The sequence below is a fragment of the Acinetobacter sp. Ac_3412 genome (genome assembly GCF_013072675.1).
GTDB classification, from domain to species: Bacteria; Pseudomonadota; Gammaproteobacteria; order Pseudomonadales; family Moraxellaceae; genus Acinetobacter; species Acinetobacter higginsii.
The window spans coordinates 645,536-670,933 of sequence record NZ_LXUJ01000007.1 but is presented as its reverse complement, the minus strand read 5'-3'; the positions used below and the strand labels follow the sequence as shown (position 1 = coordinate 670,933).

At 38.8% G+C, this 25,398-nt stretch carries 28 protein-coding genes and 2 pseudogenes; 16 read left to right on the top strand and 14 right to left on the bottom strand.

Going from position 1 to position 25,398, the window contains the following annotated elements; translation table 11 throughout:
* Positions 1-21: 21 nt before the first annotated feature.
* Positions 22-213: a hypothetical protein gene (locus tag A7P54_RS06785; protein WP_005188714.1), complete on the top strand. Its 192-nt coding sequence runs from the start codon at positions 22-24 to the stop codon at positions 211-213.
* Between the two features lie 409 nt (positions 214-622).
* Complete coding sequence (locus tag A7P54_RS06780) at positions 623-1,012, top strand: hypothetical protein (protein WP_004807279.1); 390 nt, start codon at positions 623-625, stop codon at positions 1,010-1,012.
* 48 nt (positions 1,013-1,060) lie between these two features.
* Here A7P54_RS06780 and A7P54_RS06775 read toward each other — a convergent pair whose 3' ends face one another.
* From A7P54_RS06775 to A7P54_RS06765, 3 genes are read right to left on the bottom strand one after another with little or no spacing between them, the layout of a single operon-like run.
* Positions 1,061-1,333, bottom strand: coding sequence for a hypothetical protein (locus A7P54_RS06775; protein WP_004807276.1), 273 nt, complete (start codon positions 1,331-1,333; stop codon positions 1,061-1,063).
* Positions 1,330-2,889, bottom strand: a complete 1,560-nt coding sequence (locus A7P54_RS06770; RefSeq protein WP_171549081.1) for a PepSY-associated TM helix domain-containing protein — start codon at positions 2,887-2,889, stop codon at positions 1,330-1,332. Before A7P54_RS06770 ends, A7P54_RS06775 begins: the two co-directional genes overlap by 4 nt.
* Before the next feature lie 2 nt (positions 2,890-2,891).
* Entirely contained in the window at positions 2,892-3,185 is a 294-nt protein-coding gene (locus A7P54_RS06765) for a hypothetical protein (RefSeq protein WP_171549080.1), read from the bottom strand.
* 248 nt (positions 3,186-3,433) lie between these two features.
* On the opposite strand from A7P54_RS06765, the gene lpxB reads away from it, so the two are divergent.
* Complete coding sequence (gene lpxB, locus A7P54_RS06760; RefSeq protein WP_171549079.1) at positions 3,434-4,612, top strand: lipid-A-disaccharide synthase; 1,179 nt, start codon at positions 3,434-3,436, stop codon at positions 4,610-4,612.
* Between the two features lie 41 nt (positions 4,613-4,653).
* Here the strand turns inward: lpxB and A7P54_RS06755 are convergent, their stop codons facing one another.
* A complete protein-coding gene (locus A7P54_RS06755) occupies positions 4,654-5,523 on the bottom strand; it encodes a DUF2797 domain-containing protein (protein ID WP_004653389.1) in 870 nt (289 codons plus the stop codon).
* 37 nt (positions 5,524-5,560) lie between these two features.
* Here A7P54_RS06755 and A7P54_RS06750 point away from each other — a divergent pair, with 37 nt between their 5' ends.
* Both A7P54_RS06750 and A7P54_RS06745 read left to right on the top strand, forming a co-directional pair.
* Complete coding sequence (locus A7P54_RS06750) at positions 5,561-6,022, top strand: DUF6231 family protein (RefSeq protein ID WP_016540206.1); 462 nt, start codon at positions 5,561-5,563, stop codon at positions 6,020-6,022.
* A gap of 118 nt (positions 6,023-6,140) precedes the next feature.
* Positions 6,141-6,755, top strand: a complete 615-nt coding sequence (locus A7P54_RS06745) for a YidB family protein (RefSeq protein ID WP_171549078.1) — start codon at positions 6,141-6,143, stop codon at positions 6,753-6,755.
* A 69-nt stretch (positions 6,756-6,824) separates the two neighbouring features.
* Here the strand turns inward: A7P54_RS06745 and A7P54_RS06740 are convergent, their stop codons facing one another.
* Genes A7P54_RS06740 through speB form a run of 3 tightly spaced genes read right to left on the bottom strand, consistent with a single transcriptional unit; the run spans position 6,825 to position 10,719 of the window.
* A complete protein-coding gene (locus A7P54_RS06740) occupies positions 6,825-8,330 on the bottom strand; it encodes a cytosine permease (RefSeq protein ID WP_171549077.1) in 1,506 nt (501 codons plus the stop codon).
* Between the two features lie 57 nt (positions 8,331-8,387).
* Complete coding sequence (locus tag A7P54_RS06735; protein ID WP_171549076.1) at positions 8,388-9,704, bottom strand: MFS transporter; 1,317 nt, start codon at positions 9,702-9,704, stop codon at positions 8,388-8,390.
* Positions 9,705-9,756: 52 nt separating this feature from the next.
* Positions 9,757-10,719, bottom strand: a complete 963-nt coding sequence (gene speB / locus A7P54_RS06730; RefSeq protein ID WP_005315626.1) for an agmatinase — start codon at positions 10,717-10,719, stop codon at positions 9,757-9,759.
* Between the two features lie 146 nt (positions 10,720-10,865).
* Between speB and A7P54_RS06725 the strand changes: the two genes are divergently transcribed.
* On the top strand, positions 10,866-11,744 hold the full coding sequence (locus A7P54_RS06725) for a LysR family transcriptional regulator (protein ID WP_171549075.1): 879 nt from the start codon (positions 10,866-10,868) through the stop codon (positions 11,742-11,744).
* A 107-nt stretch (positions 11,745-11,851) separates the two neighbouring features.
* Here A7P54_RS06725 and A7P54_RS06720 read toward each other — a convergent pair whose 3' ends face one another.
* From A7P54_RS06720 to A7P54_RS06710, 3 genes are all read right to left on the bottom strand, one after another.
* Positions 11,852-12,946 (bottom strand): porin, encoded by a 1,095-nt coding sequence (locus A7P54_RS06720; protein WP_171549074.1) that lies wholly within the window; start codon positions 12,944-12,946, stop codon positions 11,852-11,854.
* Positions 12,947-13,199: 253 nt separating this feature from the next.
* On the bottom strand, positions 13,200-13,613 hold the full coding sequence (locus A7P54_RS06715; protein WP_005315619.1) for an HIT family protein: 414 nt from the start codon (positions 13,611-13,613) through the stop codon (positions 13,200-13,202).
* Between the two features lie 97 nt (positions 13,614-13,710).
* On the bottom strand, positions 13,711-13,980 hold the full coding sequence (locus A7P54_RS06710; RefSeq protein ID WP_004807247.1) for a YARHG domain-containing protein: 270 nt from the start codon (positions 13,978-13,980) through the stop codon (positions 13,711-13,713).
* 830 nt (positions 13,981-14,810) lie between these two features.
* Here A7P54_RS06710 and A7P54_RS18950 point away from each other — a divergent pair.
* From A7P54_RS18950 to A7P54_RS06700, 3 genes and pseudogenes are all read left to right on the top strand, one after another.
* Entirely contained in the window at positions 14,811-15,092 is a 282-nt protein-coding gene (locus A7P54_RS18950) for a hypothetical protein (protein ID WP_005315605.1), read from the top strand.
* Between the two features lie 92 nt (positions 15,093-15,184).
* Positions 15,185-15,647: pseudogene (locus A7P54_RS06705) on the top strand (hypothetical protein).
* 919 nt (positions 15,648-16,566) lie between these two features.
* Positions 16,567-17,154, top strand: coding sequence for a lysozyme (locus A7P54_RS06700; RefSeq protein ID WP_171549072.1), 588 nt, complete (start codon positions 16,567-16,569; stop codon positions 17,152-17,154).
* Between the two features lie 307 nt (positions 17,155-17,461).
* Here A7P54_RS06700 and A7P54_RS06695 read toward each other — a convergent pair whose 3' ends face one another.
* Positions 17,462-17,779 carry a multidrug efflux SMR transporter gene (locus A7P54_RS06695; RefSeq protein ID WP_004807239.1) on the bottom strand — a complete coding sequence of 106 codons (318 nt, stop codon included), beginning with the start codon at positions 17,777-17,779 and terminating at the stop codon, positions 17,462-17,464.
* Between the two features lie 199 nt (positions 17,780-17,978).
* A complete protein-coding gene (locus A7P54_RS06690) occupies positions 17,979-18,422 on the bottom strand; it encodes a BLUF domain-containing protein (protein WP_026057554.1) in 444 nt (147 codons plus the stop codon).
* A 365-nt stretch (positions 18,423-18,787) separates the two neighbouring features.
* On the opposite strand from A7P54_RS06690, the gene A7P54_RS06685 reads away from it, so the two are divergent.
* The 4 genes and pseudogenes from A7P54_RS06685 (at position 18,788) to A7P54_RS06675 (ending at position 20,797) form a co-directional block, all read left to right on the top strand.
* The gene (locus A7P54_RS06685) at positions 18,788-19,381 is read left to right on the top strand and encodes a LysE family transporter (protein ID WP_005203518.1); all 594 of its coding nucleotides are present in this window, start codon (positions 18,788-18,790) and stop codon (positions 19,379-19,381) included.
* Positions 19,382-19,429: 48 nt separating this feature from the next.
* Positions 19,430-19,639: a hypothetical protein gene (locus A7P54_RS06680; RefSeq protein WP_004807234.1), complete on the top strand. Its 210-nt coding sequence runs from the start codon at positions 19,430-19,432 to the stop codon at positions 19,637-19,639.
* 359 nt (positions 19,640-19,998) lie between these two features.
* Positions 19,999-20,195 (top strand): annotated as a pseudogene (locus A7P54_RS19060) (hypothetical protein); the annotation flags it as partial.
* Between the two features lie 44 nt (positions 20,196-20,239).
* On the top strand, positions 20,240-20,797 hold the full coding sequence (locus tag A7P54_RS06675) for an isochorismatase family protein (RefSeq protein ID WP_171549071.1): 558 nt from the start codon (positions 20,240-20,242) through the stop codon (positions 20,795-20,797).
* Positions 20,798-20,895: 98 nt separating this feature from the next.
* Here A7P54_RS06675 and A7P54_RS06670 read toward each other — a convergent pair whose 3' ends face one another.
* On the bottom strand, positions 20,896-21,768 hold the full coding sequence (locus A7P54_RS06670) for an NAD(P)-dependent oxidoreductase (protein WP_171549070.1): 873 nt from the start codon (positions 21,766-21,768) through the stop codon (positions 20,896-20,898).
* A gap of 3 nt (positions 21,769-21,771) precedes the next feature.
* The gene (locus tag A7P54_RS06665; protein ID WP_171549069.1) at positions 21,772-22,857 is read right to left on the bottom strand and encodes an alpha/beta fold hydrolase; all 1,086 of its coding nucleotides are present in this window, start codon (positions 22,855-22,857) and stop codon (positions 21,772-21,774) included.
* 135 nt (positions 22,858-22,992) lie between these two features.
* On the opposite strand from A7P54_RS06665, the gene A7P54_RS06660 reads away from it, so the two are divergent.
* The 3 genes from A7P54_RS06660 to recR all read left to right on the top strand — a co-directional run bounded on the left by A7P54_RS06660 (position 22,993) and on the right by recR (position 25,202).
* Positions 22,993-24,180 carry an O-succinylhomoserine sulfhydrylase gene (locus A7P54_RS06660; protein WP_004807218.1) on the top strand — a complete coding sequence of 396 codons (1,188 nt, stop codon included), beginning with the start codon at positions 22,993-22,995 and terminating at the stop codon, positions 24,178-24,180.
* 12 nt (positions 24,181-24,192) lie between these two features.
* Positions 24,193-24,522: a YbaB/EbfC family nucleoid-associated protein gene (locus tag A7P54_RS06655; protein ID WP_004653412.1), complete on the top strand. Its 330-nt coding sequence runs from the start codon at positions 24,193-24,195 to the stop codon at positions 24,520-24,522.
* Between the two features lie 83 nt (positions 24,523-24,605).
* The gene (recR, locus tag A7P54_RS06650; RefSeq protein ID WP_004653413.1) at positions 24,606-25,202 is read left to right on the top strand and encodes a recombination mediator RecR; all 597 of its coding nucleotides are present in this window, start codon (positions 24,606-24,608) and stop codon (positions 25,200-25,202) included.
* Positions 25,203-25,398 lie beyond the last annotated feature (196 nt).

Here is a 25,398-nt window from a genome sequence, read left to right as displayed (position 1 = left end):
TTTTATTTCAAGGACATGATGATGTTTAATATTAAAACCGTATTGCTTTCAACACTCTTATTGGCCACGACTGTACCTGCTTTTGCTGCAAGTGATTGTTGTAAGGAAAAAGAGGCTGCTAATAAAAAAGAGTGCTGTGAAAAAAAGATGAAATGTTGTGATGACAAAGATAAAACGGCTGCTCAGGAAGACCATAGCCATCACGGGCATTAATTTTTAAGTAATAAAGCTATCCTTGAGGAGTCGAGGATAGCTGTTGCGAAAAATATAAAGAAAGTGATTAAGCTTTTTAGTCTGTGTTCATCATGCAGGTCTATCAAAATAAAACTAATAAATAAGAACTTAATTGTTAACGGATGATGCCAAAAAAATAAAATGGAAAATGTAGATTAATTTAGGATTGTTTAATCAAGTTTTTGTTTTGTATGAATATATTTAAAGATAAGTCGTTTTTTCAAAAGGTGCGAATCAATTAAATAAAATATAAAAATTGTTTTTATACATGACTAGACTAAAATTATTGAACAAAGGGAATGTCGCTTAGTTATTCATAATTCCTTAATAGAGCTTAGGTCACCGATGTTAAGCAATCATACAATAAGTATATAAAGAGCGTTAATTTATGTATTTCCATCATCTATTTGAGATCGAAACAGATATTTTTAAAGGTGTGGCACCCCGTCCTGATGCGATTAATGAACTCATAGGAGGGGATGAATTCGCAGTTTGGCTGCGTGAAAGGTTAATTCTACAACAAATTTCCTGCAAAGATATTTATGCTGAAGATCATGGATGGGACTTTGTGCTTAACGTCGTTGGTAGAAGTTATCTCATCGTATGTTCTTGTGAGTTTGAAGATGAGGAACTTTCAACGGAGTGGCATTCTGTACAGATTGCACAAATTAAAGGCGAAATAATAGAAGCTGATCCAATTCTAGATTTGCTACGTAAGTTACTTATAGACGCATCCGAATTAAAAGTATTGGCTGACGAGTCTATATCTCGACGTTAACTCGCATTAATGACATAGATAAAATTTAGCCTTTGAGACGTTGCATCTTTATTTCTTTGTAGGCTTCAGCTCATTCACAGATAATACCAACACAAAGGTCACGGGTGTGGCGAAGATCCACCAACTGATAAAGCCAATTGAACTGCCAAAAGTGAGGCAGAGTAAACTACCTGAAATTAAAAAACAGAGATAAGCTAAGACCCTCAGGTGTGTTTGATAGCGAATGAAAACCTGTTGCTTAGCTTTACTGATTTGCTTGACGCTACATTTATACAGCAACAACATCCCGATTAAGGTCAATACAAGGCTCAACAGAATCATGCGTTGACCTCCAGTTGTTTCGCTAACTTAGTTTTAATTTTTTGAACGGATTTCGCTTGAATCGGCTGGATATTTCTAAAAATAAACGCAGCAAATAGGGCACAGACCAGCAGGAACAAATCAATTCGCAAGAATATCCAATAGCTGTGTAAATCAGTTATTAACTGATGTTGAATCAAATATACCAAGTTATAGACAGGTAGAACCAAAGCAATCAAGCCGAAAATGCAGATCTGTGACTTCCATAAATATTGTTTTTTCGTCAATAAAGCGATGATAAAACTCAGTCCCCACACGCAGAAAAATGTATAAATTTCATAGTTGGGTGTAGTTTCAGTGATATGGACCAATCGATTGGCGAATAGATAGCCGAGCATTGCCGTAGGAAGGCCGACAAAGGCTGCAACATTTAAACGATCCACCAAATAATAGCCAAAGTGGAATTGATCAGATTTGTTTTGAATCTGACGTTTTAAGCTCCAGAGCAATAGGCCAGACGCAATCATTAAGCAACCTAGAATTCCCGAACAAAAGAAAGCGAAGCGCAGTATCGGTTGAGCAAAAGTCGCCATATGTAGGCCATAAACACCCGCATTTAAGGTCGCAACAGCACTTTCATTTCGGGTATTAGCTAATATATTGCCCTGTCCATCAAAGGTGATTTGTGCCTGATTTAAGGTAATCGAACGATCTTCTAATTGCTTAAAGGTAATGATGGCGTGGTCTGTATTTGGGTTTTTGACCTCAATCGATGCTAAGGCTTGATCTCCCCATTGTTGTTTTACTTTTTCTAATAAGCTGCCAATCGGCAACATTTCTGCTTTTTTAGGTTCAGCTTGATGCGTTGTGCTTTTTTCAGTAGTTCTGATTTCAGTAAAATATTGAAAAGGGTTCTCTGGATAAAGCTTTTGCATGCCCCAAGGCAAGTACAGATAGAAGAAAATCGCCAATCCTGTAAAAGTAATGGTCAGGAAAAAGGGCAAGGCCAGTACAGAGGAGACATTATGGAAGTCCAACCATGAGCGTTGCGATTTAAAGGTTCTGAGGGTAAAGAAATCGGTAAAGATCTTCTTATGCGTGATAATCCCAGAGACCAAAGCAATCAGCATAATAAAGGCAGCGAGACAGGCAATCAGCCGTCCGACCATGATGGGAACACCATAAAGCTGAAAATGAAAGTTATAAAAGAAATCTCCGCCTTGAGTCGCTGAGAGTTTTAGCTCTTGCCCCGTATTGGCATCTAAGCTACGACTTTCATAGCCACCGCTGGCTTGTTGCCAATACATTTTATTGACCGGTTCTTCATGATTGGCAATATTGAGATACCAAGATTTGGCATCAGTCGCATTTTTAGCTAAATAATCCGTTGCTGTATGAATAGCAGTATCTTGATTAACTTGATATTGCGCCAGCTGTGGTTGCATCCATAGATTAATCTGATGGCGATAATAGGAACTGGTACCCATTAGGAAAATGGCAAATAAAAGCCAGCCAAAAATTAAGCCTGTCCACGCATGCAACCATGCCATTGATTGGCGAACGCCTTTATTTTGCATTTTTAATTTAAACCCACAGATAAGCCAAACAAAGCGCCTGTCAAAACCAGACTAGTCAAGCTGAGTTTCCACAGTGAATGTGCGCAAAAACTCAAAATGATAAAGGCTAGATAAAATAGAATTGAAATAAATGCCGCAAGATAGATTGCCTCTGCCTTGTCTAATAGATGGCTAAACAATGAACCGAGTCCAAGGCTCAAATACATCATGCACACATAGCCAAGAACAAAGCTCAGCACAAAGCGATAAAAAATGCTCAGTCGGTAGACAAGCGAAATAGATGCAGATTTAGCCATAAAGGGTCTTGAAGCAAAAGAAGGGAGAAATAAATCACATATGGAAATGATTCTTGTTTATATTAAATCTTAGCGGAATCTCAATCAATTCTTCATTCATCGTAAATCTAGATTGTATTTTAAATAATAAATGTCATCTTAGATCAGAACTAATGTTCACCAATCATGAACAATTTGCACGGTTCAGGGTGATTCGATGTAAAATCATTCTGTTAGAATCATTTAAACATTTCTGTGGGGCGTGGGTCTTGTTAAAGCAAAAACTAAAAATTGGTATCGTGGTGGGGGAAGTTTCTGGAGATACTCTAGGAGTGAAACTCATGCGCAGTTTTCGCGAACAAGGCATCGATGCTGAATTTGAGGGTATTGGTGGTCCACAAATGATTGCTGAAGGATTTCACAGTTATTATCCGATGGAAATTCTTTCAGTGATGGGAATTGTTGAAGTCCTTAAAGATTTAAAAAAACTGTTTGCTGTGCGTGACGGTTTAGTTGAACGCTGGACAGAGCATCCCGTTGATATCTTCATTGGTATTGATGCACCCGATTTTAATTTACGTCTCTCTAAAACCATTAAAGAAAAACAGTTACCGATAAAAACCGTGCAATATGTCAGCCCATCGGTGTGGGCATGGCGTCAAGGTCGCGTTCATGGTATTAAACGCAGTATCGATTTGGTTCTGTGTTTATTTCCATTTGAAAAAACCTTTTATGAAAATTATGAGGTTGCCGCGGCCTTTGTTGGGCATCCATTGGCAAAACAATTACCTTTAAAAAATCCGATTACTGAAGCCAAGCATCAATTGGGCTTGTCAGCACATAAAACCCATATTGCTTTATTACCAGGAAGTCGCCGTGGTGAAATTGAACGATTGCTGCCACTGCTCACGGGTGCTGCTGAAATTCTTCATCGGAAGCATCCTGATCTGGAGTTTTTAATCCCCGCAATTAATGATGCGCGCAAGCATCAGATTGAACAGGGCATTCAAAATCTAGATACCAGCCTGGAATCTAAAATTCATGTTCTGGAAAATAGCGATGCCGAGTCAAAAATTGGCCGTATGGTGATGAATGCCAGTGATATTGTGGCTTTGGCTTCTGGTACGGCGACTCTTGAAGCAATGTTATTGCATCGTCCAATGGTGACTTTTTATAAGTTGAATTGGTTGACCTATCTGATTGCGAAGTTCATGGTCAAAATTCCGTACTATTCATTACCAAATATTATTGCTGGTAAAAAAGTGATTGAGGAATTGATTCAGGCCGATGCAACGCCTCAACATTTAGCCACTGAAATTGAAAAATTAATGGATCATGAAACGGCGCATATCCAAATGATGCAACATTTGAGCATGCATAAACAGTTGATCTCGGGTAATACCGAAGATCCAGTACAGGCGATTCTCAATTGTCTGAATGCAGGCTAAATAAAAAGGTGGCAATTAAGCCACCTTTTTTCTGGAATTGTTTAAGCACGAAGAATCAATTCGTAACCAGTATATTTACGGATATTGATTACACCAATATCAAATAATAAGTATTGGCCTTTGATCCCTTGTAATACACCACGAATTTTAGGCGTTTTATCCAAATTCAGCGATTTAATCTTTTCAGGATAATGCTCAACGGGATAGATAAATTCACGTGGCGTTTCATCTTCCAAGAATTCCAAGCTTTCGTTAAATTCAAGGTTCTGATTGAATTCTTCACGTATGCTTTGAATTTTCGGAGCGAATTCTTCAAGAATTTGATCACGTTGCTCGAGCAGATTTAAAGGTTCAGCTTCACCTTTCAGCAATTTGCGCCAGTCGGTTTTATCTGCGATTTGTGTCCCAATTAACGTTTCCAAATGCCCAGACAAACGACGTGAACCGACTTTCATAATGGGTAAAGCTTGGGTTGCCCCTTGATCTAACCAACGGGTTGGCATATTGACGATACGGGTAATCCCGATCTTTAAGGCACTTGAATTGGCCAAATACACAATATGTGGCTGGAAACAAACATCATGTGCGAACTGGTCTTCACGACAGGTTCCCAAGTGATAATGGCAGGTTTCAGGTTTCATGATACACAGGTCACATTCGGCCTTGGTTTTAAAACATTTAAAACAATGACCCTGCGAATAAGACTTCGGTGTTTTTGCGCCACAAGAGGTACAAAAGATATTGCCAGTCCATTCGATCTCAATTTCTTGACCTAAAACAAAAGGAAGGTCAGTTTCTGAACGATCTAATATAAATTTATATTCAACATTTGCCTTGCTTGTTGATTGATCAGTTACACTATGCGTTTTGAGCGCTGCATGCATTTTATGACAAATGCCTTGTAGTTCCATTAATAAACTCTCATCTTTTCAATCAAGGGTTGCAGTTATGGCTGAACAAAATGTCATCACTTCTATGCTAGACGATTTATCTCAAGAACAGCCCATTCATACTGCACTTTGTATAGGTCAGCAGATTGACCAAAATGCTTCAATTCAATGGCATTATTTTAGCGTAACTGACTTTTTAAGTCTGCCATTTACGCAGCGTTATGATTTAGGTTTTGTATTATTTGATACAGAAGAAATGCAAAATATCACCGAAACGCAAAAATCACAGCTGTTGGTGAAGTTACGTGACCTGATGGCCAAACGAATTGTCGTGGTCAGTAAACTGGGCGATGAAAAGTTATTGCGTTCGCTTGGCTTTACTCAATTGATTGATAAAACCACACACGGCAGTGATTTTGCTTTATGGCAATTTAATATTTTGACTTATAAGCATGTACCTGACTGGTTTAACTCCAAGTTCTGGGCGAATCCTGAGAATTGGAATAAATTCCGCTGGTAAAATAATCAGGCTGGAAAGAGTTGCAAGTTCTTGCAAAATTTAACAATTTAACTTTGTTTTGTGCTTTCAAAGCAGCGTATGCTTTTTGGATAAATAATTCCAAAGGAAAGTTTAAGTCATGACTGATTTAACCAACATTGTTGAAATTTTAGCAAAGCAAGCTTTAGGCGGTCAGCAACAATCAGGCCAAGCAGGTGGTTTAGGTGGAATTTTAGGTTCTGTTTTAGGTCAACTTGGTGGGCAACAGCAAAATACCCAAAGCCAGCAAGGTGGTTTGGGCGGTATCTTGGGTTCAGTTTTAGGGCAATTGGGTGGTGGAAATACTTCAACCCAAAGTAATGCAGCTGGCGGTAATACCGCACAAACTTTATTGATTGCAGTTTTACCATTGGTGTTAGCTTGGATTCAAAAACAAGGCGGTTTACAAGGTGCATTGGATAAACTAAAAAATGCTGGTTTATCGAATCAAGTGCAAAGTTGGGTAGATCCACAGCAACAAAATGCACAAGATGTGCCAGAGCAAAATATTCAAAGTTTATTTGATGACCAAGATGTAGAACAAGTTGCACAACAAACTCAAGCACCGAAACAAGCCATCTATGGTGCAATTGCTTCAGTATTACCGCAAGTGATTGATTCTTTAACACCACAAGGTAGCAGTACCAATCCACAAGAAGCCAACCAAGATATTCAGCAAGTGTTGAATTTGGTGAGTGGTTTCCTTAAAAAGTAAAAAAATCGATGCGGAAAAAGCCTGTTCTCTTGAGCAGGCTTTTTTCTAAGTTATATATCTACATCATTGCTATTCTGACAGCAATGATCGATTACATTGCTGCTTGGCCTTTTTCGCGCTAGATGTTGCTTTGTATACATTACTTGGCTCAGGGAACAGTTTGAGCAGTGAAATATAAAGCAGTGCTGCAAGTGTAATACTGATCGGTAAACTCAAATCAAGACCGTTGAATAAATGTCCCCAAATACCAATGAACTGATCTGGTAAATGCACAAAGCATAAACCGATAACCGCACTGGGTATCCATGCGATGATGCCACGCCAATTCCAGCCATGGTGAAACCAGTAAATGCCACCCTTTAGGCCATTTGCAAACACCTGTAAATCATCATTTTTATAGTAACCTTTCCGTGTGATAAATCCGATAATCATAATGATGATCCATGGACTGGTACACACCACAATTAGAGTGGCAAAAGTCATGACGCTTTGGGTTAGATTCGCTGCAAAACGACCTAGAAAAATAAACAGGATGGACAATAGGCCAACCCAGATCGTGGCTTTAACACGTGTGAGTGATTTTGGAAAAAGACTCGACATGTCCAAACCCGTACCGTACAAGGCTGTAGTTCCAGTAGATAAACCACCAATCAGTGCAATTAAACACAATGGAATAAAGTACCAAGCTGGCGCAATTTGAATCAGTCCTGCGATGTAATTATTTTGTTCAATAAACATGGGAGCACTACGAGCAACAATGCTGGCGGTGACTAGACCAAACAGAAAGGGAATTAAGGTTGCAAGCTGTGAAGCAAATACGGCTGCCATGATTTTATGGGAGGCTGTTTCTTTCGGAATATAGCGCGACCAGCCCCCTAAGAAAGTACCAAAGGAAATTGGGTTACTGAATGCAATCAAGACTGCACCTGTGAAAGCTGCCCAAAATCCAGCTTGTCCGAGTTGAATTTGTCCTGCGTAAGTTGAATCAAATTGCTTGGAAAAAGCAAACAGACCTAAAAAGAATAATAGACTTGATGCAATCACGGCCACTCGGTTCACCAGTAGCATAAAGCGAAAGCCATAGATACAAATCGTAAGCACCAATAAGGCAAAGCCACTATAGACCAATCCATATAGCCAGTTACTTTGATAAGAACTGTCAAATAGGCGTTGGGTTGCACCAATCAGTGCATCGCCAGAACTCCACACGGAGAGCGAAAAAAATGCGATGGCAGTGAGTAAGGATAAAAATGAGCCGACAACTCTGCCACGCACACCAAAATGGGCAGCAGAAGCCACGGCGTTATTGGTTCCTGTACGTGCACCAAAAATTCCCATTGGCGCTAAGATGCAGGCCCCCAAGATAACCCCACACAAGATTGCCCAGAATCCAGCTTGAAAAGAAAGGCCAAATACAATCGGGAAGCTGCCTAAGACACAGGTCGAAAAGGTATTGGCGCCACCAAAACTTAAACGAAATAGATCAAAAGGGCTTGCTGTACGGGCATGTGCAGGTATTTCTTCGATACCATAACTTTCGATTGTTGTAATCTGTTTAGAACGATCTCTATGCATAATGCGCTACTCTTAATATCCATTTATCAGGTTCAGGTTTGCTTGTTTGCTCATCCATTAAGCGGCTTGTTGGGGGCTGATGTGCTTTTGTTCAGCCTGTTCCTGAGAAAGTTGCTTTTGTCTTAATCGGGTAATGCCACAAATGCCAATGAGGGACAGCAGCGAGAGAAAACTAAATAAGAACGCCAAAGGTAGCCATTGGCCTGCATAATGTTGAGCCAACAAAGTGCCAATGATGGGTGTGGTTCCACTGGTGATTGCCGCAATCATTTGATAGGAAATGGAAATCCCTGAATAACGGACATGTGCAGGAAAAGCTTCCGCCATAAAGCCAGCGACAACGGCATATAAAGAAGACAGCGCAATGACCGCAAGCGTAATCCCCAACACGATGTAATAGATATTTTGGGTACTCACCAGCATAAACATTGGATATGGAATGGCGATGCAGAGGATTGCAGCCCAGAACAGAAAACGATGTGTCCCCACTTTACTGGCATACCAAGCTGCAATTGGCATGGCTAAAAATTCAAATAGGGTGACCCAAAACAAAGCATCTAAAATCGTGGGGCGGCTGATCCCCATATATTGGGTGACATAGCTAATCATGAAGGTATTGGTGAAAAAGAAACCCGCTGTCCCAATGGTAATCGCCAGTCCAGCAAAAACCACTTGAGGCCAATAGTTTTTAAGCAACTCTTTTACTGGATATTTGGCTATTTCTTGTTTGGCTTGCATCTGTTTAAATTCAGGGGATTCTTCTACACCTAGACGGATGGCTAGACCAATGAGCATAAATACAAAGCTGAGTAAAAAGGGCACACGCCAGCCCCAGCTCAGTAAGGCTTGTTCATCCAAAGACGTAATACCCTTAAAGACCAAAAGGCACAGAATTAAACCTGCTGGGCTGCCCATTTGCGCAAAAGAGGCGAAAAAAGTTTTTTTATGGGCAGGAGCATGTTCACTGGCCATGAGCACTGCGCCACCCCATTCACCACCGACCGATAATCCTTGCAGAAAGCGCAGCACAATCAGTAGAACAGGTGCCCAAATTCCGATATGCGCATAACTAGGAATCAAGCCGATTCCAGTGGTGGCAATCCCCATCAGCAGCATGGTAAATAACAACATTTTTTTGCGGCCTAATTTATCGCCTAAATGTCCGAAAATAACAGCAGCAATCGGTCTGGCAATAAAACCGACAGCAAAGGTTGCAAAAGCCGCTAAAGTTCCAGTGACTGGATCGGTTTCAGGGAAAAATACCAAGCCGAGCACGAGAGCTGCAGCTGTGGCATAAACATAAAAGTCATAAAACTCAATAGTTGTACCCACGAAGGCTGCGGCAGCAGCCCGTTTTGATTGATCTTTTTTCATTCCTTATCGACCTATATTTATCCATATGTTTTTCTTGTTTTATCGCGGGAAATTATTTGCGTATCTTCACTCCAGGGAGTACGCATAGCATTTCATACAGCAGATTCGCACCAAGTAATGAGGTATTGCCTGTCGTGTCGTAAGGTGGAGAGACTTCGACCAAATCACAGCCGATTAGATCCAATCCTTGACAGCCACGAATAATTTCCATGGCTTGAATCGTGGTCAAGCCACCAATTTCAGGGGTTCCTGTACCTGGTGCCCAAGCAGGATCAATCCCATCAATATCAAAAGATAAATAGACAGGACCTCCAGCAACTTGTGCTCTTACTTCCTCCATTAAGGGTGCGAGTGATTTATGCCAGCATTCTTCTGCTTGAACCACGCGAAAGCCTTGTCGTCGACTCCAATTGAAGTCATCTGCACTATAGCCTTGAGCCCGTAAACCAATTTGCACAACGCGCTGACAATCAAGTAGTCCTTCTTCGGCAGCCCGTCGAAAAGTGGTGCCATGTGCAACTTTTTCACCAAACATCTCATCATTGACGTCTGCATGCGCATCGATATGAACCAAACCAACAGGCCCATGTTTTTTATGAATCGCACGCAGGATTGGAAGGGTCAGCGTGTGATCACCACCAATCGTGAGCGGAATAATCGGATGGGCCAGTACGCGATCGTAATGTTCTTCGATAATGCGCACTGCTTCTGTCAAATTAAAGGTGTTGATCGGGACATCACCAATATCAGCCACATTGAGTGAATCAAATGGTGCTGCGCCAGTTGCCATGTTATATGGGCGAATCATGACCGATTCAGCACGAATTTGCCGAGGGCCAAAACGCGTACCAGAGCGTAAAGATGTACCTATATCTAGAGGAATCCCGATAAAAGCCGCATCCAGTTCGGCCAAACCTGCATCATTATCGACAACTGGTAGGCGTAACATTGAGGCAATGCCACCAAAACGCGGCATTTCATTACCACCGAGCGGTTGATTTAAGCGCTTGTTCATTTGCTTCTCCTTTTTCTTATTTATTGATCAGCTCGGAATAGGGTTAAATCCTATTTTTTAAAAACTTAGTTTTGATTTTTCTAAACTAAGTTTTACAAGAATGTTTTAAGATGAAGTGAGGCAGAGGGAAAATTGGGATAAAAGCCATGACGCATATGGATATCAAGTTAGTTCGAATTTTTGTCAGTATTGTAAAGAATCAAGGGTTTGCAAATGCCCAACAAGAGCTCAACCTATCAACCTCGGCAATTAGTACCTATATGAATCAATTGGAACATATGGTCGGCTTCAAGTTATGTGAACGTGGACGTGGTGGTTTTGCAATAACTCAAAAAGGTGAAATGTTTTTTCAGGAAGCCAAGCGCATACTCAATGAGTTAGAAAATTTTTCTAGACACACTGCACAGATCAAAGGCGAACTGACGGGTACCATTAAAATAGGAATGCTGGATTCGATGGTGACAGATCGAAATATTCCTTTAGATCAAATCATCCAACAGTTTTCAGAACAGAATCCAAATATTTATATTAAATTGCAGGTGCAATCTCCCTATGAGTTACAGATGGGGATTTTGGAAAATCGTTTTGATGTTGCGATTGGATCTTTTTTTCTTAAAATGAATGGCGTGATGTATCAAGCTTTGCACAAAGAACAGCAATGGTTGTTTTGTAGTGACACACATCCCTTATATAAGCAGCAAGGTCTAACGGCAGAAATCATTCGGCGTGAAAAAATGGTCAGCCGTGGTTATTGGAGTCATACCGAATTGGCCAAACAAGGATTTAAGCATTCTTTTGCTACAGTTGATTCGATGGAAGCGCAATTGGTGCTTATTTTATCAGGGCAATATATTGGTTATTTGCCAGAGCATTTTGCTCAATATTGGGTGGAGCAACAACGCTTAAAAGTACTACTTCCAGCAACATTTGGTTATACAGCACCATTTTCACTTATTTTTAGACGAGGCAGAACTAAAGATCCTGTTATTCAGAGTTTCCGTAAAATTATCAAAGGCTTTTTTTGATGGGAGCTCCCGAGTTAGGAAATATCAAAGTATTGTCAGTGTAATACAAAAGAAAAAGGGCTGATCAAGATCGCCCTTTTTCTTATAAGATAGGAGGTAGCTTCAAATTAGAAGTTATATTCCATACCAAAACCGATGGTTGTTTTCTTATCATCTTTCACTAACCAATCACGTTTTTGTTGACCTACAATGCCGTAGAAACGTGTTTGTTTGTTGATTTGGTAGTCAGCACCTACACCATAAAGGTCTTGTTTACGATCATCACGACCATTAGATTCAGTTGTTGCAGAGATATATTCTGCTTTTAACTTGATTGGTGTTGATGGAATTGTATACGCAGCTGTTAAGCCATAAGCATCTTCTTGCAAGCCTTTATAAGACGTTACAACAGCAGGTGTGCCAGCACTTGTAGTTACAGTATCATCAGTTGGTTGCGCAGTTTGCCATAATGCACCAAACACTAGGCCATCAACACCTGCAGGTGCTAAGTCTAAAGAACCTGTTACACGAATTGCATCAGTATAAATATCAGTTAAGCTATATGCGCTATATTTTGACGCTACGCCAAAGTTACCAGCAACAGCTGCAGCTAAACCAATGTTTTTGTTTTCATAAGTGATAGAGGTTGATACACCATCACCGAAACCATCGCGGCTGCCTTTTTTACCTTTAGCGGCACTGTTAGCGGATGAAGATTCTTCACCTTGTTGGAACATGATGTTAAATGCTAAACCACCTAGTAATTTCTTATCAGTTTCAAAACCAATTACGTTCTTTAAGCGATCTTCACCAGCTAAGATAGCTGTCATATCTAACTCATTGTGATCGTTAAAAATATCTTGGTTGTTACCTGCTGCATTCTTAAAGTAAGAATCGAACTGACCGACTTTTAAAGTACCAATACCTTCAGATTTAATACCGACATAACGGTTACGGTTGCTGAATGATTGATCGCCATCACCATCCGCATTAAATTGCCATTCAATCAAGTAAACTGCAGAAAGATTATCAGTCAGTTTTTCTTCGCCTTTCACCCCGATACGAGAAGCGTTTGAGTTTACTTTAGTTACGCTTTCGTCTTTAAAGCCATTATTATCAATTTGGTCTAAAGTCACATTGAGCTTACCATACAATGTTGGTGCTGCTTGCGCTGCATTCATGGCTAAAGTTGCTACAGTAGCAGCAAGAAGCAATTTTTTCATTGAGATTTCTCCAAAACACTTTTTGTAAATGGCTGATGCCTTAGTTACTGTTATGAGCTTGCTTATGTACATAAAGTTACATAGCTCACTGACTTGTATGCAGTATCGGTAAACTTTGTGACAGAGAAGTGAAAGAAAAATGACAGTTTGATGACGATTCATATTTAGTAATAATTATATTTCTTATTGTTTTTTATGTAATTAGCAAACAAAAAAAACGGAGTAAAAACTCCGTCTTTATAAAAATAAGAACTTAAAGTGCAGCTTTGATTTTTTCAGCGAGTGCTGTAATTTTTTCTTGATCACCCATTTTTGCCGCATGGCGACCAAGTTCATGCACTGAACTAGGGATCAGATGGAAATGCACATGAGGGACGGTTTGTCCCGCTGCTGCACCAGAAAGCTGCATAAGTACGATACCTTTGGCATCTAAGGCAGTTTCCATTGCTTTGGCAATTTTCTGCACGATCTGGATGGTATATGCAGCCGCATCGGCAGGGAGGTCCAATAAGGTAACTGCTGGTGTCTTTGGAATCACTAAAGCATGACCATCTGCTTGGGGCATGATATCCATAAACGCGAGAACCTGATCATCTTCATAGATTTTGATTGCAGGTAATTCACCACGAAGGATTCGTGCAAAAATATTTTGGTCATCGTATGCCATGATTCATCCTTTAGATAGGCTTATTTTTTCAATAATAGCATTCACTCTCCGTGATCAGAGAGTGAATTGGAGCGTTTAAAACACGATATTTGGCTGCTTATTTGCAGTTAAGCTCTTTTTGACGAGCTTTGATTTCATCAAGACGTTGTTGTTCTTTATCAGAAAACTTTGGCTTAGTCGTATGGCAATTTTCGTTACCAAACTTCGCTTTAGCATCAGCGTCTTTAAAACAGAATCCTTTAGATGCATAGATCAGGTTCGAGTCATCCTGTAACTTTTTACATTCTTGTTCTGGTGTTGCAGCTTGTACACTAAAACCTGTAAGGGTTATTAAGCCAGCAAAAACCGCAACCATTAACTTATTCATGAGGTGTTCCTCTAATCAAAAAAGTATAAATCAATGCTGTATGAAGTAGATCCATATGGCGCTTGATCGCTACGTATATACCAATATAAGGTTTATTAATGAAATTTCAATGAAACTGTATGGTACGAGTGTAAGTTTACTCCATAATTTATCCTTATAATATGGAAAAGCCTTATATATCAAGAGCTTTATTATAATTCTATATAAAACAACTGATTAAGATGATTTTTATTGTGCATTAAATTGCTTGTTTTATAGTATTTCACTCTTTTTAAAGGTTTATTTATATATTGATTACTGCTATATGAGTTTTAACAAAATAAAATGTAAATGATATTCTGGGTTGTATTTTGTTCAATTGCAGAATAAACAATGAAGATTGTAAATGGATTTGAAATCATAAAAATTGGATCGTGAATGCTTTATTCAAAATATTTAGAATGAATAAGAGTCAACGCGGATTAAAAAAATAAAGGCTCACTAAATAGTGAGCCTTTGCGGTGGCGTCCTTCGTTCTTTCGATTGACTACGGGCTTATCTTAATCAATTTAAATAATTGTTAATTACCGCTTGTGTCAATGGGAGTAAAATTACTGACCCAACGGCAGGAACCCTGTGAAGTATCAATACAACCATCGGGAAGTCCTTGCTCCTGCACGGCTATTATAGTGAATACAGGACTTGCATTGGAAGTAATTCTAATCTTTTGATTGCGTAGCGTCTTAGATTTAAATATAATTGATTGATATTTATGTGGTTTTTTAAATTAATTTTTTGATTTATTATCTAAACGCCATTGAAAGCTAAGTTTTTTAACAAGAATATGAAAAATGCTGAAATATATTAAAACTAACCTTGCTATCCTTATCTTGATCATTATTGTTATAGGGGGACTCGGCTATCCCTTTTACTCAGGTAAATGGATTATGGCGCCCCGACTAAGCGAAATTGACAGTAAATGTTATGGGGTAGATGTACCAAGCAACATTGAGCATAACAAAGTACTACTTTTTTGTTCATGTGTTCATACGGTCGGTATTGAAAATAAAGAGGAGAAATACAAGTATTGTACCAATAGAATGGATAAAATTACTTACCGACAAGATTCTTGATGTGTTGGTCTTTAGTGTTTAAATTTGAAAGAATTGTGTAGAAATTATAAAATATATCCTTGTCTTTATTTATTTTATATTGAGTATACTTAATGAAAAAAATATTAATATTTCTAATAAATTCAGTTGTGACTGTTTCTGTGTATAGTGCTGATGATTTGTTTAATAAGCCTCCATCACTTTTAATCTTAAAAAATGACATACCTGAATATGAGATCAAAAGTCGTGAGCATGTTGATTTCTTTGAGTCAGCAAAGCAACAAGAACAAGATCGTCTAAATCAGCGTGATGTAAATGCGGCGAAGATGTATGAAACTCGGTCAAATACATCTAATATGAGCCCATTTGAACGATCTCAATATCTTCTAAAAAACAATGATACTCGTGCTTTAAATGCGTATGAATATGAGCAACAATTAAATTCACTGCAGAAGGCTCGAAATAGAGGCGTCATATCAGACCGAGATTATCAACAAAAAATTACCCAGCAAAATCATATGCCTTTAGAGCAAAAAAAATAATCAGCTTAAATTATCAGTTCCAGTTGGAGAATAAATTCAGTTCGTTTAAATGCTCATCGAAAGGTAGGCTTTTTAGCTCTAGTGCTTATGATTAGCTAATGCTTCTCTTGTGCTGATAGCCAAGTTCAACAAGAAGAAATGAGTTTTGCCTAAACTGAGCTACAATAGCTCATTATGTAGCTCAGCTTTAAAATTTTCTTAAAATAAGCATAAATTTGTTGATTTGCGTCACACTTTTATCTATATTTGCCTTGTTGTTTGATAATAACTAAACAACAATAACCTTCATTCAGCGCAAAAAGAATTAAGGGGAAGCCCACTCATTGAGTGGGCTTTTTAATTGTATATAACCCTGAATTTACTATGCAGTTTAAAGTATGGAAAGTGGAGCTAGAAGGGAGAGTCTGTTGCCTCAAATTGAATGATAAAACAAAATTATTAAGGATTACAAAATAAAAGCCCATAGTTTGGGCTCTTAATAAAGACTTCACTGTGACCATGATTCTTTTATCCTACTCAGTTTCAAAGGAAACTGTTAGGGGCGGCGTCCTTCGTTCTTTAGGCTTCCCAAGGCGTTACCTTTGCGGAAGCAGACCCGGTTAAAATTGGCCCAACGGCAGGAACCCTGTGAAGTATGAATACATCCATCGGGAAGTCCTCGCTCCTGCAAGCGTAATTTTAGCTAGTATGTTGGCTGAAGGCAATTGAATGAAGATTAATTGGTAGGCTTTGATAAATGTCGATTAAAGAGACATTGTGATTATTCAGCATATTGTTACATTCAATAGGTTTTGATCGGTTGGTTAGAGATGATTAATGCAAATGTTGAACGTTAAGGATTGTCAGTGCTTTGATGTATTTAGCGTTAATATACGGTTTTCAATCTTTATGAATGATATTGTGGATTTATTTGGTTAGATGGAATGATGTGAAAAAATGGTAAGTGAGGAATCATGAAGACTATCTTGGATTACTTCCGCAAGCTCATTGATGTTAGGCACCCTCAAAAACGGAATGATGCTAAAGATAAGCAAATGAATGTTGCAACGGCTTATGATACTGGCGATATGTTAGGTGCAGCCTTTGATTTTGAAATATCTATAAGTGCTCATGGCATCAATCTTATCACAAGCTTTGAGGATTTAAAGCTACATGCCTATGATGATGGGGTTGGTGTGTGGTCTATTGGATTTGGTACCACAGTTTATCCAACAGGTGTTCGAGTTAAGCAAGGGGATTATTGTACATTAGAGCAAGCAAAGTCTTTTTTTCAACATGATTTAAAGTACTTTCAAAAGGCTATAAATGAAGCTGTCACTGTTCCACTTTCTCAGAATCAATTTGATGCTCTGGTTTCATTAGCATATAACATTGGCAGCAATGCTTTTAAGAATTCGACATTGCTAAAGTATTTGAATGCACTAGCGTACCAAGATGCGGCAGACCAGTTTTTGGTTTGGAATAAGGGTGGTGGTAAGGTTTTAAAAGGATTAGTTCGCCGTCGGGAGGCTGAGAGAAAGCTGTTTCTAAAAAGAGGTTAAGGCCATATAAAGCAATAATAGATATTTGAAGAATGTTCTGGGTTCGAAATACCAGTTAGGGTTTACGAAGTTTGGCGTTCCATTGGATTAAGGGCGTGTTCTAATTGTGCATCCGAATTCATTACTACCTCAAATCTATGTATGCCCGCAGATAGGAATCCTAAATTTGATACAACAGCACTTTACATTCTTACAGTTGGTTTTCTAATTTGGATATTGCTTATTTTATATCTATTAAAATAAATAAAAATTAGCATTGAATTCTGTAGTATAAAGCCCTCAATTGAGGGCCTTATACAATTGAAAACTAAGGTGTTGTCACTTTCATCAATACCACACCGAATACAATAGATGCTGCTGCTAATAGGCGTAAAAAACCCATAGGTTCATGTAAGAAGAATATTCCAATCAGGAAGGCACCAACAGCTCCGATTCCGACCCAAATAGTATAAGCAGTGCCTAAAGGCAAGGTCTTCATAGCGACAGCCAGTAAACCGAAACTCAAAATCATGAATACAATGGTAATGATGCTAGGGGTGAGCTTGGTAAAACCATCAGACATTTTCATAGAATATGCCCATACGATTTCAAAAATACCAGCTAAAATTAAATAAGCCCAAGCCATTTCGACACCTCATTAATAATATTTTTAGGTCGTCCCAAAGCTTGAAAAATTGAACAAAGAGGTCGTCCTCTTCACAACATATATAAGCACTAATGGGCAATTCATTCAATTTTTTTTTTGTTAAATTTTATTCCGATTGGTAAAATTTATCTGGTAAGGGTACTTTTAGACATTTAATTTCAATGAATAATTTATTCACTCACGAAACATATGCTTGTACATCATATTCAGGTTCACCAGCTAAAACAGAAACAAATTTCTCAACGGTTTCAGCCGTTAGCAGGTAAGGGTTGAATTCTTCTAAATGGTACTTCATGAAAAAGTCTGAAATGTTCTGGTTGACTGGTGAAAACTTCATAGACCATTGTGAAAAAAATTGATTCTCACACTCAGTGTAATAAAGAATTTCACAATTGATATGGCGTTTATCTTTCACAATTTTGTTATAAAATAAATCATCAACGATGCTCTTTTGACCTTCTAAGCATTGTACAAAATAGCCATGACCATAATATAAAACACCTCTAATATCATTACGATAATTAAAGTCTACAGCTTCATCGAGGATTTTAATCAAATCTTTTTTTAAGTTCGAGTCAATATTCTTAATTTTACTTACGTATAAAAGCCTTACAGACTTCATCATGGGTACGCTCATTTTGAAGGTTGAACTCATGTTATATAGAAAAAACAATACTTTGTATACTTTAGTCTGTAACCAAGTACGCAGACTTCATACTTTTATTTTATCTATGAACTTTTATTGAGAATTGAAATATTATGTGAACTAGAGCTGGGCTATCTACATGGAATTATTAAGAAAATGTGATTTTAATCTCGTTTTTATGCGAAGTTGATTAAGTTCTGAATTTAATTTTTAATAAAATAAGACACTGATTTATAATGTAAAAAAATGAAAACAATATTTTTGGTTACAACCAATTTGTCGACAAGACTAGATTTAGTTTGCCATATTGCGTTTGCGAAACTTAGCAAAGGTATTTGTCTATGGTGTCATTTCTATTTATTGGTTTGATCATTACGATCTTACTAACACCAGGTCCAACGAATACATTATTGGCTTCGTCTGGAATCCAAACGGGTATTAAAGGTTCACTGAAATTGATCCCCGCAGAGGTTATTGGTTATTTTATTGCCATTACGACATGGGGCTTTTTACTTGAGTCTGTTTCACACGTTGTGCCTTGGCTACCACCGCTCATTAAGTTACTGAGTGCGACTTTTATTATCTATTTGGCAATTAAGTTATGGATTACTTCAACAAAACAGTTTGATTTGGATCAACCTTTGATTACCTCTAAGGCTTTGTTTGTAGCAACCTTACTTAATCCTAAAGCTTTATTATTTGCTTCAGCTATTTTTCCACACACTGCTTGGCTCAACCTACATGAATATGTTGTTCATATGGGAACGTTCTTAGCACTGATCACTCCAATTGCTTTTTTATGGATTGCATTTGGATCTATTTTAATTTCCAACAAAATCTCTTGGCTGAATCAACGCAACTTACAACGTTCAGCAGCATTTGTTTTAACTTTCTTTGCGATGCCGTTGGCTTACTCAGCTATTTCATCGTTCTAAATTTTCGTTTCGCTGTTGTATTTAAAATTTAAAAAATTGGAGTTTTTAATGAACACTATAAAAATTAAGGTAAAGGATCAATTTGAGGCCGAGAAGATCGCGACAGCCAAAGTAAAAGCTGTCAATGATCAAGAAATTCCCTTCTTTAAACGAATTGAGCACATTGAAGTTGAAGGGGAGATTCTTCTACCCAATATGGATTTACTCTTTGAAAATCCCAAAGACGGCAGTATTTATCGATATGTTGGGGCTGTGTAGATTTATTCGCTATTGCTTGAAGACATTGACCCACGTTTAGACGTGGGTTTTTTGTATCCCCTAATAGTAGAGAGAACCTCGACGCAATAAATAAAAGATTGGAATAAATTAATGAGTCAAACGGAAATTTTTCTGTGCGTGTGGGCAAGGATTTTTATATCTAATCTTTTGTTGGACTTTTATTCCTTCACTTATCGCATTTATTGAATTCATCATTTATCTATGCTCAAGTGATGAAGAGTTTGCAAAAAAATACGGATAATTTAGATCAGAATTATCAAGAAAGCCCTCATTTTATATGAGGGTTTTCTTATTTTAAGTTATAGAATTTCTAGCACGGCTGGATTTATTCAACGCATTCATCCTACGAATTTATTCACGTGGGTGAAAGCGATTTGTCTAAAAAATGGGTAAAACCTCTCCAAGATACTTTATACATAAAGAAGGTCGTCGCTTATGTGAAGCGACTGAATATGTATATGAAATAGATATGCAGATATATACAGTTTCAGTATGTAATGGCAAGGTTTTCAAAATTGATGTAAATAATAAATAAAAGCCATAAATAACTTGTTCATGGATCAATAGGAGATAACTATTTTGATTCTAGAAAATATCGTCGATGCATTGGTTATTGTAGATATGCAGAATGCTTTTGTATCAGGTGTAGAAGCTGTCCCTAAATCCGAGCAGCTGGTTGCATCAATCCGTATTTTGATTGCTAAAGCAAGGTCAGCTAATGCCCCTGTGATTTTCCTACAAAATGATGGAGATATAGGGGCTTTAGATGAACAATACCAAGCTGGTTGGGAGCTATTTTTTCCGCCACAATCTCATGAATTTATCATAAGAAAAAATCAAGATAATGGTTTTAATGGAACCCTACTTCAACAGATATTGAACGATCACGAGATTAAGTCTTTCGCAATATGTGGTGTTCTATCCGAGATGTGTGTTGCAGCAACTGCACGTGCTGCATTAGAGCTTGGTTATGACGTATTGTTACCACATGACGCCCATGCAACATATGATGTGCCAGCAGGGCCGGGATCGCATGGTGTACCTGCTGCGATGGCGGCGAGAGCAGCAGAGTGGTCGCTTGGTGATGAAATTAGGATTTGTGCATCGGTGGATGAGGTGGTTTTCAAGAGAGTCTGATATATAAATTTTATAAATAACAATTTTTTATATGTTTTAAAAAACCGCTCAATAGAGCGGTTTTGATGTTTTAAAAAGACTTTTACACTAAAATTCTCTTATTTCAGGGTAATTTTACTCCACGACTCATACAATTTAACGGCTGCAGAGAAGTCACTATTGGGCTCAGCAGTTAAATTCGCTGCTTGAATCAAACTTTGCGTTAACGACAAAATCGGAGCAGGGAGCTTGGCATCCTTGACGAGATCAAGCGCAATCCCGGTATCTTTCGCCAGTAATGGAAGTCCAAACGTCACAGGAAACTCACGACTTAATACACGCTGCGGGAAAATGGTTTCGGTAACTAGACTTTTGCCGCTAGAAGCATTAATACAGTTCAGTGCGGCATCCAGATTGACACCATGTGCTTTTAAGGTACTAAATCCTTCGGCAACAGACCATAAATTCACAGCGAGCAACATATTGTTAATGGCTTTTACCGCAAAGCCAGCACCAGATTCACCGACATGTTGAATTAATTTTCCGACGGCTGCCATTGCCGGGTAAGCACGTTCAAAAGCATTGACATCGCCGCCCACCATGAAGGTTAAGGTTGCATTTTCAGCGCCAACCGTTTGCCCACTGACGGGTGCATCCAAAAAGTCCACATTTTGTGCTTTTAATTTCTCATCCAGACGGCGTGCTGCTTCGGGCACTCCACTGGTGCAGTCAATCCAGATCGAGCCCGACTTAATTTCAATACCTTCGATTAATGCTTCAACATCATCGCTAGTCGGCAAACAAGAAAAGATGATATCGGCCTGTATCGCTTGAGCAAGTTCAACGGCTTGAGTTCCATATTCTGTTGCATGCTGTTCTGCTTTACTAAAATTTCGATTCCAGACATAAACGTTTTCGAAATATTTAGGAAGATGCGCCGCCATACGATAGCCCATAGCGCCTAAACCAATGAATGCAACAGATTGAGTCATACTTTACCTTTTTATTTGTGTTGATCGTTCGGCTAACCATGTCGCCAGTGTTGGCCAAAACTCTATGGAACTATTATGACTGGACATCAAACCTAAATGCCCGCCAGGGATAAGAGTAAACGTGACATCTTGGCTGCTTGTCAACTGGGTCAGCGGGAATGCGGACTCAGAAGTCACCAGTTGATCGCCTTTACCTGCACCCACGAATAGAGAACAATTGATGTTTTTGAGTTCAATAGTTTTGTTTTTCAGCTGAATTGCGCCATTTTTTAAAGGGTTCTGCAACCAGACATTAAATAGCATATCTTGGTTCACACCACCCGGATAATCAATCATGTTATTTAAGAAGTGGCTAAGCGTCGCATCTTCTTGTACCAACTTTAGATTATCCAAATTCTTCAATAATTGAACATTGCCATCAATCCAGCCTTTAGGGTCTAACAGCTTGAATCCAAGCGAGTTTAGAAAGCCAGGTGAATGAATCATTAACTTCGGTAGACGGTTATAGATGTAATCTTTAATGGTGGGATTGCGGTTAGTTAGATAAGCCAAAGTTTTATATAACTTGCCAATATAACCCGAAGCATAGCTGTCGATCGGACTACCTAAGACCACAAGATTTTTCACTACACTCGGTTGATGGCGTGCCGTATAAAGCGTGACGAAAATTCCCGCCATACTCCAACCATGTAGTGAAATTTTTTCAGATTTAGAATGTTGTTGAATGGCTTCAATACATTTAGGAATAAAGTTATCAATAAAAGATAGAAAGTTAATCTGATAATTTTTATATGTAAGCTTACCCCAATCAATCAGATAAACATCAAAACCGCTTTCCTGAAAGTGTTTTACCAATGAACGGTAAGGATAAAGGTCATAGATATCCATATTGATTGCTAAAGGTGCAACGAACACCAGTGGTTCTTTATAGCGTTTGTTCTCTGAAGCATAGAAACGGACACGGGTTTGTTTAAATTGCGCAATCACTTGATACGGCGTCGATTGAGACAAAACCAGTTTGTCGGCATCGAAGACACGCATAGCCAGATGTTTAAAATTTATTTTTTGCTGTTCCACAAGCGATTTCATCTTAGAAAGTCTCATCATGAGTCAAGATTGCACGAAGTCTAAGCGATAATTTCATCTTACGCCTTGACCTTAAATACCTTAGGCGCTCAAAATATTGGCATATTTCTTCATTATGATCATAAGGCATACAGAACGATGAATCCAAGCGATGATTTAGAATACCAATTAGAAACACTGGCAATTCGCACAGGGCATGATCGTACCTCTGAAGGTGAGCATAGTGAGCCAATCTTTCTGACCTCATCATTTGTGTGCGAAAGTGCGGCTGATGCTGCAGCAAAATTTTCGGGGCAAATTGCAGGCAATACTTATTCACGTTATACCAATCCAACCGTACAGGCTTTTGAAAAGCGTTTAGCGGTACTGGATGGCGCAGAGCGTGCAGTTGCGACCAGTTCTGGTATGGCTGCGGTACATGCAATGTGTATGGCTTATTTAAAAGCAGGCGACCATGTCATTTGTTCACGTGCGGTATTCGGTTCAATCATTGCTTTATTTGAAAAATATGTCGCGAAATTTGCCGTTGAAGTGACTTTTGTCGATTTAGATGATCTCGAAGGCTGGAAACAGGCGATTCGTCCAAACACGCGTATTCTATTTATCGAAACGCCGTCTAATCCTTTAGCACAAGTGGGAGATATGCAGGCTATTGCTGATATCGCACATGCTAATGGTGCTTTATTTGCCGTCGATAACTGTTTCTGTACGCCAGTATTACAGCAACCGATTAAGTTTGGTGCGGATTTAGTACTTTATTCAGCAACGAAATATATCGATGGCCAAGGTCGTGCGCTTGGTGGTGCAGTTGTTGGTAAAAATGACTTGCTTGAAGAAGTAAATGGTGTGATTCGTACTTTGGGTAATTCAATGAGTCCATTCAATGCATGGATTTTCTTGAAAGGCTTGGAAACACTGAGCATTCGTATGAAAGCCCATTGCGAGAGCGCACAAAAATTAGCGGAATGGCTGCATCAACATGAAAAAGTTGAAAAGGTCTACTACGCAGGTTTGGTCGATCATCCTGGACATGAGTTGGCGAAAAAACAACAAAAAGGTTTTGGTGGTGTTGTATCTTTTGTGGTGAAAGGCCAACGTGAAGGCGCTTGGACCGTGATCGATAACACCCGTTTCTTGTCCATTACCAGTAATCTAGGTGATGTTAAGTCAACAATTACACATCCAGCAACGACCTCGCATGGTAGAATGTCGGCCGAAGCTAAACAAGCTGCAGGAATTGAAGAAGGTTTGATTCGTGTGTCTGTTGGTTTAGAAGACATTGATGATATTATTCGCGACATATCACGCGGTTTAGATTTAATTTAACGAGAGAAACTTATGAACATTAATATGCTCATGCAGCAAGCTCAGCGCATGCAAAAAGATATGGAATCAAATCTTAAAAAAGCCAAAGAAGAGCTTGCAAAAACTGAAGTTCATGCGGAAGCTGGCGGTGGTTTAGTTAAAGTAACCATGACTTGCCGTAATGTGGTTAAGCGTATCGAGATTAGTCCTGATTTATTACAAGACGAAGCAGATATGATTGAAGATTTGATTGCTGCTGCGATGAATGATGCCGCACGTCAAGCAGAAGCCATTTCTGAAGAGAAATTAAAAGGTGCGAACACCGGTATGGGCTTACCACCTGGCTTATCTGGTTTATTTTAAATCCCTCCCAGTCTCCCTTTAAAAAAGGGAGGAGTACCCCTCTTTATTAAGGAGGGGTTAGGGGAGATTATGAGAGTTGATTTGTGTTTAGTGAACGATTTGAACAATTAGTTCAAGCATTACGTATATTGCCAAGTGTTGGTCCCAAATCAGCACAGCGTATGGCATTACATTTGTTAATGAAAAACCGTGAAGGTGCATTTGCGCTTTCTCATGCTTTACATGAAGCATCTAGCCATATTCATGAGTGTCATATTTGTCATTCATTAACAGAAAATGAAATCTGTGATATTTGTGCTTCAGTAGAGCGAGATGAACAATTGCTGTGTGTAGTTGAATCACCAGCAGATGTGATGGCGATTGAGCAAAGTGGCAGTTTCCGCGGTAAATATCATGTTCTAGGCGGACATTTGTCACCTTTAGATGGTATTGGCCCTGAAGAAATCGGAATTCCATACTTGATTCAGCGGCTCAGTGCGGGGCAGATTCAAGAGGTGATTTTAGCTACTAATGCGACGGTAGAAGGACAAGCGACTGCACATTATTTAGTTGAAGCAACCAAGCATTTACCGATTCACATGACTCGAATTGCGCAAGGTGTGCCACAAGGTGGTGAACTGGAATATGTAGATAGTCATACCTTAAGTCAAGCTGTACATAACCGTATGCGAATGAAATAACGGGTTTCATTCGCATTTTTATATATTTATATTAAATTCATGCTGTTAATTTAAACAAATAATTAAATTTTACATATTGTCTAACATTATCGTAGATCTATTTATTGTGATTTGTGGCACTATTGACGGGCGAAAAGGATTTTCGTTTTTTGATGAATGGAAGAGGAGTAATTTCATGTCTTGCATGTGGAATACC